Here is a 7,594-nt window from a genome sequence, read left to right as displayed (position 1 = left end):
CTGTTGCTGTTGCTGTTGCTGTTGCCGTTGCCGTTGCCGTTGCCGTTGCCGTTGCCGTTGCCGTTGCTTCAAAAGCCTGCCGCAGGCAGCGCCGCAGCCGCCGCTGCAAGGAAACCTGAATACGTTCGGACACCGCACCTCAATCCCCCGCCCGCGCGGCCGATAACGGGGTTGTCACGGCGTATCCCGCCGCTGACCGGCACGGCGCCGCCCGCCCGCTTCGACCTGGTCCTGCTCGATGAATCTCCTGCATCGCTGGCAACACTACTTCCGCAATCTTTCCGTCCGGCGCAAGCTCAACCTGCTGACGCTGCTCATCGCGCTCGGCGTGATCGCGCTCTCGGTGATCGCCGCCCGCATGCAGTACCTGGACCTGACCGAAACCCGCAAGAGCGCGCTGAAGACCCAGGTCGAACTGAGCTACGGCATCCTGCAGCACTACCACCGCCTGGCCGGTACCGGCGAGCTCAGCGAAGAGGCCGCCAAGAGCGCCGCGCTGCAGGCGCTGGAGGTCATGCGCGCCGGGAACGATACCTACTACTTCAACATCTACGACACCGGCTACCGCCTACTGATGCACCCGTTCCGCAAGGACCTGGTCGGCAAGGACATGAAGGACTTCCGCACCGACGACGGCGTCCGGATCTACTACGACCAGGTCGAAGCGGCTCGCGCCGGCGGCGGCTTCGTCAACTACCGCTGGGCCAAGCCGGGCAGCAAGGGCGAGGTCGAGAAGGTCGCCTATGCCGGCCTGTTCGCGCCCTGGAACTGGGTGGTCAGCAGCGGCGTCTACATGGACGACGTGCAGAAACAGGCGCTGGTGTTCACCGCCATCATGGCGGTCTCTGGTGGCGTACTGGTGCTGATCGTGCTGGCCCTGAGCTGGGTCATCGGCAACCGCATCGCCGTGCCGCTGAAGCAGGCCACCGCCGTGGCCGAAGGCATCGCCGGCGGCAAGCTGGACAGCCACATCGGCCCGCAGCCGCACGACGAAACCGGCCGCCTGCTGGAGGCCATGGCCGGCATGCAGCAGCAGTTGCATGCGGTCATCACCGGCCAGCGCGAAATGGCGCGCCGTCATGACGGTGGCGAACTGAGCTACCGCATCGACGCCAGCGCCTTCCCCGGCGAGTACGGGCTGATGGTGCAGGAAACCAACGCCCTGGTCGGCGGCCACCTGCAGACCCTGCACGACGTGCTGGACGTGGTGCAGCAGTACGCGGTTGGCGATCTCAGCCGCGACATTGCACGCTACCCGGGCGAAAAGGCCGCGATGACAACCACCGTTGATACGGTCAAGGCCAACCTCGGCCGCATCAATGCCGAGATCAAGCAGCTGGCCAGCGCCGCCGCCGCCGGCGACTTCAGCCTCCGTGGCGATGCGCAGCGCTTTGATCACGATTTCCGCCTGATGCTGGAGAACCTCAACGCGATGATGGCGGTCAGCGATGACAACCTCGGCAAGCTCTCGCAGCTGCTGTCGGCCATCGCCGAAGGTGACCTGACCGCACGCATGCACGGCGATTACCAGGGCGTGTTCGCACGCATGCGCGACGATGCCAACACCACCGTTGCACAGCTGACCCAGATCGTCGGCCAGATCCAGGCCAGCGCCTCCAGCATCACCCTGGCCGCCGGCGAGATCGCCTCCGGCAACAGCGACCTGTCGCGCCGCACCGAGCAGCAGGCCGCCAACCTGGAAGAAACCGCCGCCTCGATGGAGGAACTGACCTCCACCGTGCGCCAGAACGCCGAGCACGCACGCCAGGCCAACCAGCTCGCCATCGGCGCGCACGGTGTCGCCTCGCAGGGCGGTGACGTGGTCGGCCAGGTGGTCACCACCATGTCGGCCATCGAAGCCTCGTCGAAGAAGATCGCCGAGATCATCTCGGTCATCGACGGCATTGCCTTCCAGACCAACATCCTGGCGCTGAATGCCGCAGTGGAAGCCGCCCGTGCCGGCGAACAGGGCCGCGGCTTTGCCGTGGTCGCCAGCGAAGTGCGCACCCTTGCCCAGCGCTCGGCCGCCGCCGCCAAGGAGATCAAGGGCCTGATCGACGACTCGGTCGGCAAGGTCAACGACGGCTCGGCGCTGGTGCACAAGGCCGGCGCGACCATGGGCGAGATCGTCGCCTCGGTGCAGCGCGTGACCGACATCATGGCCGAGATCTCTGCGGCCTCGCAGGAACAGTCGGCGGGCATCGAGCAGGTCAACCAGACCGTGGTGCAGATGGACGAAACCACCCAGCAGAATGCTGCGTTGGTGGAAGAAGCCACTGCTGCGGCACGCGCGATGGAGGACCAGGCCGGCCAGCTGGCTGACGCCGTGGCGATCTTCCGCCTCGACAACCAGGTGTCCGCCGCAGTGAAGGCCGTGGCCGCGCGCGCGGAGCCGGCCCGTATCACCACCGTGGCACGCCCGCAGCCGACCAGCACGCCCGCTCCGGTCCGCCGCAGCAGCAACGCCAGCACCTTCGCCGCCAGCGACAGCGACTGGCAGGAATTCTGAGACCCACCCGCGGCGGCTGCGGCCGCCGCCTCTGCCGATGGACACGTCCCCCGTGCAAAGTCCTACCCCCATCGTCACCGGCCCGCGCGAATTCGAGTTCGCCGACCGCGATTTCCGCCGCGTCTGCGACCTGATCTACCAGCGCGTGGGCATCGCCCTCGCGCCGGCAAAGCGCGACATGGTCTATGGCCGCCTGTCGCGCCGCCTGCGCACGCTGGGCATGCGCAGCTTCCAGCAGTACCTGGACCATCTAGAGCAGGAAGATGGTGACGAATGGCAGGCGTTCACCAACGCGCTGACCACCAACCTGACCTCGTTCTTCCGCGAACCGCATCACTTCGACAAGCTGCGCGAGGAACTCCAACAGCGCTCCAGCCGCACCCCACTGCTGCTGTGGTCGTGCGCGGCGTCCACCGGCGAAGAGCCCTACTCGATGGCGATCACCGCCTGCGAGGCCTTCGGCACGTTGAAGCCGCCGGTACGCATCATTGCCACCGACGTCGATACCCAGGTGCTGGCCACCGCCGGCCGCGGCGTCTACAACATCGATCGCGTCGCCAGCCTCGATCCGGACCTGCGCCGCCGCTACTTCCAGCGCGGCAGCGGCCCCAACGAGGGCCAGTGCCGCGTGCTGCCGGCGCTGCGCGAACTGATCGAGTTCCGCCCATTGAACCTGCTCGCCCCGCGCTACGACGTCGGCGGCCCGTTCGACGCGCTGTTCTGCCGCAACGTGATGATCTACTTCGACAAGCCGACCCAGCGCGCGATCCTCGGTCGCCTGGTGCAGCACCTGGCCGACGACGGGCTGCTCTACACCGGCCACTCGGAGAACTACCTGCACGCCGCCGATCTGATCCAGCCCTGCGGCCGTACGCTGTACCGCCGTGCGGCAAAGGCCGGCGCATGAACGCCTCGCTGCGTACCGACGATGTGATGCGCTACCAGGACGCACGCTTCCAGACCATCGCCGCCAAGCTGCTGCCGACCCAGTACCTGGTGGTGGATGACACCACGGCCCTGACCACCACGCTGGGTTCCTGCGTGGCCGCCTGCCTGCGCGACCCGGTGCTGAAGATCGGCGGCATGAACCACTTCCTGCTGCCCGAGGGCAACGCCGGCGACGGCGCGCCCGCGCGTTACGGCAGCTATGCGATGGAACTGCTGATCAACGACATGCTCAAGCGCGGCGCACACCGCAAGCGCATCGAAGCCAAGGTGTTCGGCGGCGCCAACGTGCTCAAGGGCTTCACCAGCAATCCGGTCGGCACCCGCAACGCCGAGTTCGTACGCCAATACCTGCAGGCCGAGCACATTCCGATCATTGCCGAGGATCTGTGCGGCATCCATCCGCGCAAGATCTGGTTCTTCGCCGATACCGGCCGCGTGGTTGTGCAGCGCCTGCCGCATGCCCATGAGGCAGAAGTGGCTGCGACCGAATCGGCGGTGCGTGCGCGCCTGTCCAAGGCCCCGGTCACCGGCGGCGTGGAGCTGTTCGAATGACCTTGACCGGCAACGCCCCCTGTCGGGTCCTGATCGTCGACGACTCCGCCGTCGTGCGGCAGATGCTCACGGAAATCCTGTCCAGCGATCCGGCCATCGACGTGGTCGGCACCGCCGCCGACCCGCTGCTGGCGCGCGAGAAGATCAAGCGCCTGGCCCCGGACGTGATCACCCTGGACGTGGAAATGCCGCGCATGGACGGGCTGGCGTTCCTGGAAAACCTGATGCGCCTGCACCCACTGCCGGTAGTGATGATCTCCTCGCTGACCGAGCGCGGCGCCGACACCACCCTGCAGGCACTGGCGTTGGGCGCGGTGGATTTCGTCTCCAAGCCGAAGCTGGACGTGGCGCGCGGCCTGCAGGCCTACGCCGACGAGATCATCGCCAAGGTCAAGATGGCAGCGCGCTCGCGGGTACGTCCGCTGGTGCGCGCTGCCGCACCGAAGCTCCTGCTGGAAGCCGCTCCTGCGATGCGCCCCGCCGCGCCGCAGTTCCGTACCACCGACCGCCTGATCGCGATCGGCTCGTCAGCCGGTGGCACCGAAGCCCTGCGCGTGGTGCTGGAAGGCATGCCCGCCGATGGCCCAGCCGTGGTGATGACCCAGCACCTGCCGGCCAGCTTCAGCAGCGCCTTCGCCGAACGCCTGGACCGCCACTCGGCCATGGCCGTACGCGAGGCCAGCGACGGCGAGGCAGTGCTGCCTGGCCATGCCTACCTGCCACCAGGCGGCAAGCATCTGCGCATCATCCGCGACGGTGCCCGCTGGCGCTGCCGCGTCGACGACGGCCCGGCGGTGAACCGGCACAAGCCGGCAGTGGACGTGCTGTTCCGTTCGGTCGCGCAGAACGCCGGTGGCAATGCGATCGGTGCCATCCTCACCGGCATGGGTGATGATGGCGCACGTGGCCTGCTGGAGATGCGCCAGGCCGGCGCCCCGACCCTGGTACAGGATGAGGCCACCAGCGTGGTCTGGGGCATGCCCGGTGCCGCCTTCAAGCTCGGCGCCGCCGAGGAACAGGTGCCGCTGGAACGGATTGCCGAGCGGTTGCTGGCGCTCGCCCGCGGCTGATTGCGCGCCGCAGCTCAAGGGCGCGCGCGCAGTAGATCCACGCCATACGTGGCTGCCGTTGTAGAGTCGAACCACGCTCGACTCATCGCGCATCGCACGAACAGCAGCCAAGCATGGACTCGGCGCTACAGGCCATCAGGCAACAAAAAAAGGCGCCGGCTTTCACCGGGGTTCTTCGTTTCAACGCGCTACCCGCATGTGTGCTTTGATAGCGGTATTGCACAAGGAATGCTGCACATGATCAAAGGCATATGGAAGGCCGCCCTGGCGGCCGTACTGCTTTCATTGCCACTGGCACCCGCCAGCGCCAGTGGCGATCTGTTCTACTTCGAGGCCAAGCTGGGTGATGTGTTCTTCATGCTGATGCTGGTGGGTCGCGAAGACCCCGGCGCGGTAAGCGTCAGCTGGAAAGGCACGTCGATCCCGCCGTACCCCAACGTGCAACGCCGCTACTACATCGAATTCGACCGCGCCCGCCGCCAGGCCTATGTGCGTCCGCTCCGCCACGACGGATTGCCCTGGTTCGAAATGGACGTCTCCGGCAAGCGCGGCAACGTGCTCATAGCAGGCCGTCGGTTGGAAGGCAGCGCAGACTGGACCGTGCAGTAGCGCCGGAAGCCTGAGCATTCCGTTGTTTCAAACACGCCCAGATCTTCCATTTGGATCGCACCAGGCTCCAGCCATACCAAGCAGTCAATGGTCCGACTATTGGCTGGGACGAGGATGCAGACGCCCCAGAACGGTCCCGTCAAGCTTGATCAGCTCCATGGTCTGATCTGTCTTCAACGTCTCAAACAGACCATCCGGTCGAGAATGAATCGATAGAAATCCCTGTTCGAACAGCGTCGTTCCTGTGTCTGGGTCAAGAAAATTGACCGTAACCTCACCGGCACTGTTTCGCTCACGCACGGAAACTCGGCCTTTCGAAACATTCACGTAGCCGTAGCGGGGCGCCAGCCTCCACCGCCCCGACTCATCCAGAAGGCCCCAGCGACCCCGCAACGAGAGCGCATAGACTCTTGTTCCATCCGCCAGAAGCTCTGCTGAGGGAGTATGCGGAGTGAAATCAGCCAGCGCATTTCCGCGCAGATCGAGTATGTGATACCCGGCGTCATATCCCGGCCGTTCGAATGCGGCGACCAGATTCGGACCCAATGGTTTTATCCGACGGTAGCGAGGAGGAATCAGCCAAGCACCCGTAGCATCTATTACACCCCATCCTCCATCGGCTTGGGCCAACAGCAGTTGGTCATCCAGTCCTTCCGCGGTTTGAAAAGGCGCAAGTCGGTAGTACAGGGAAGACGAGATGCTGCCATCTTCCAGCATCATGAAACGCACCCCCGCTTCGCCGGGCTTTTGATACTCGACGATCCTGCGGTTCAGCGGATGCAGGCCTGCAGCGCGTTGCAGGGAGCGCAGCGACCCATCCAGGCCTACAACGTATTCATCATCTTCCGAACTGAAGATTACATACCCCACTCGTTCAGCGAACTCATCTGTCTTCATACAGTGGCCTGCAGGCGTCGGAAACATCAAACCCGCGCGCGTGAAATGCAGGCACTGGCCGTCTTCGGCTACCGCAGAAAGCAGGTACCCACCCCGACCAAACTTGAACCGATATCGACCCATGGGCGCCACTTGCACCCCGTGGGGATCCAGCACCGTGTCGTTCCCGCCCTGGGTGGCGAGCGCGAAACCCGAACTGTTGAAGGTCATCTGATCGTAGTCCTGGCGCCCTATGCCTGCCAGTGATCGATCAACCAGGCCAAAGTGGACACCATCGCGCGAAGCGATGGCCACTTCCCCCTCATGACCCACGGGACCAAAACTACCAAAGACACTGAAAACGGGACCGGACTTACCCTTCGCGTCAAGGAAGCGGGTCGTACAGCGCTGCTTCTCTTTGTTGCAGAGTTCTACAGCCGGGTTTCCAGCCCAGGACGCAGAGCGCAGGAGATCGTTCTCGCCTTTCTCCTCAAACCGACGCGCCAATCGGCCCCGTGCATTGAAGAAGTCAATTCGCGTGTACGCCTTGGGCGGTTTCCGCAGCAATACCTTGGCTTCGATCACCCCGTTGCCATGTACCTCAACCGAATCGTAATGCGCTTCAAGGACGATACGCCCTTCTGAATTCATGATGCCCCTGTTCTCCCCCCTTTCGAAGACCGCCACCCCATTTTTGAAGGGGCGGAGGTATTGCATTCCCCGATGCTCGGCCAGTTGCCGGCCCGTGCCATCCAGCACCACGCATCGACCCTCATGACAGAGGCTGTGGCGTGTAGTCCTGTCGAGACGTGGCGGCGGCTTGATAGACAGCGGCATCGCAGACGCCGGCGTTGCGCCGACTGATGGCGCCATAGTCAGAAGTGCAGAGGCCAGCAGAGCGCCCAAGGCCCGGGCGATGACGCTGCGGCGATGGGTAGGACTGGAAGTCAGCAGAAATGAACGGCGCATCTCAGACAGAACCGCAAAGGAGAGCAGCCAAGGTAGGCGCCATGCTTCGCTAGAGAAATAC

At 64.8% G+C, this 7,594-nt stretch carries 6 protein-coding genes; 5 read left to right on the top strand and 1 reads right to left on the bottom strand.

Annotated elements, in window-relative coordinates; all coding sequences use genetic code 11:
* Window positions 1–238 precede the first annotated feature (238 nt).
* The 5 genes from AC5JLE_RS09850 to AC5JLE_RS09830 all read left to right on the top strand — a co-directional run bounded on the left by AC5JLE_RS09850 (window position 239) and on the right by AC5JLE_RS09830 (window position 5,688).
* A complete protein-coding gene (locus AC5JLE_RS09850; protein WP_496065257.1) occupies window positions 239–2,509 on the top strand; it encodes a methyl-accepting chemotaxis protein in 2,271 nt (756 codons plus the stop codon).
* 37 nt (window positions 2,510–2,546) lie between these two features.
* Window positions 2,547–3,416 (top strand): CheR family methyltransferase, encoded by an 870-nt coding sequence (locus tag AC5JLE_RS09845; protein ID WP_049416359.1) that lies wholly within the window; start codon window positions 2,547–2,549, stop codon window positions 3,414–3,416.
* Window positions 3,413–4,009: a chemoreceptor glutamine deamidase CheD gene (cheD, locus tag AC5JLE_RS09840; RefSeq protein WP_014037083.1), complete on the top strand. Its 597-nt coding sequence runs from the start codon at window positions 3,413–3,415 to the stop codon at window positions 4,007–4,009. The genes AC5JLE_RS09845 and cheD overlap by 4 nt, the downstream gene beginning before the upstream one ends.
* Window positions 4,006–5,079, top strand: coding sequence for a protein-glutamate methylesterase/protein-glutamine glutaminase (locus tag AC5JLE_RS09835; RefSeq protein ID WP_134967318.1), 1,074 nt, complete (start codon window positions 4,006–4,008; stop codon window positions 5,077–5,079). Before cheD ends, AC5JLE_RS09835 begins: the two co-directional genes overlap by 4 nt.
* Window positions 5,080–5,316: 237 nt before the next feature.
* Window positions 5,317–5,688 carry a hypothetical protein gene (locus AC5JLE_RS09830; protein WP_049477327.1) on the top strand — a complete coding sequence of 124 codons (372 nt, stop codon included), beginning with the start codon at window positions 5,317–5,319 and terminating at the stop codon, window positions 5,686–5,688.
* 96 nt (window positions 5,689–5,784) lie between these two features.
* On the opposite strand, the gene AC5JLE_RS09825 is transcribed toward AC5JLE_RS09830, so the two are convergent.
* The gene (locus tag AC5JLE_RS09825; protein ID WP_080354546.1) at window positions 5,785–7,533 is read right to left on the bottom strand and encodes a WG repeat-containing protein; all 1,749 of its coding nucleotides are present in this window, start codon (window positions 7,531–7,533) and stop codon (window positions 5,785–5,787) included.
* Between the last annotated feature and the right edge of the window lie 61 nt (window positions 7,534–7,594).

The sequence above is a fragment of the Stenotrophomonas sp. genome (assembly GCF_059505245.1).
Note: the sequence above shows the minus strand (reverse complement) of the source record. Positions and strands in the feature narration are given on the sequence as shown.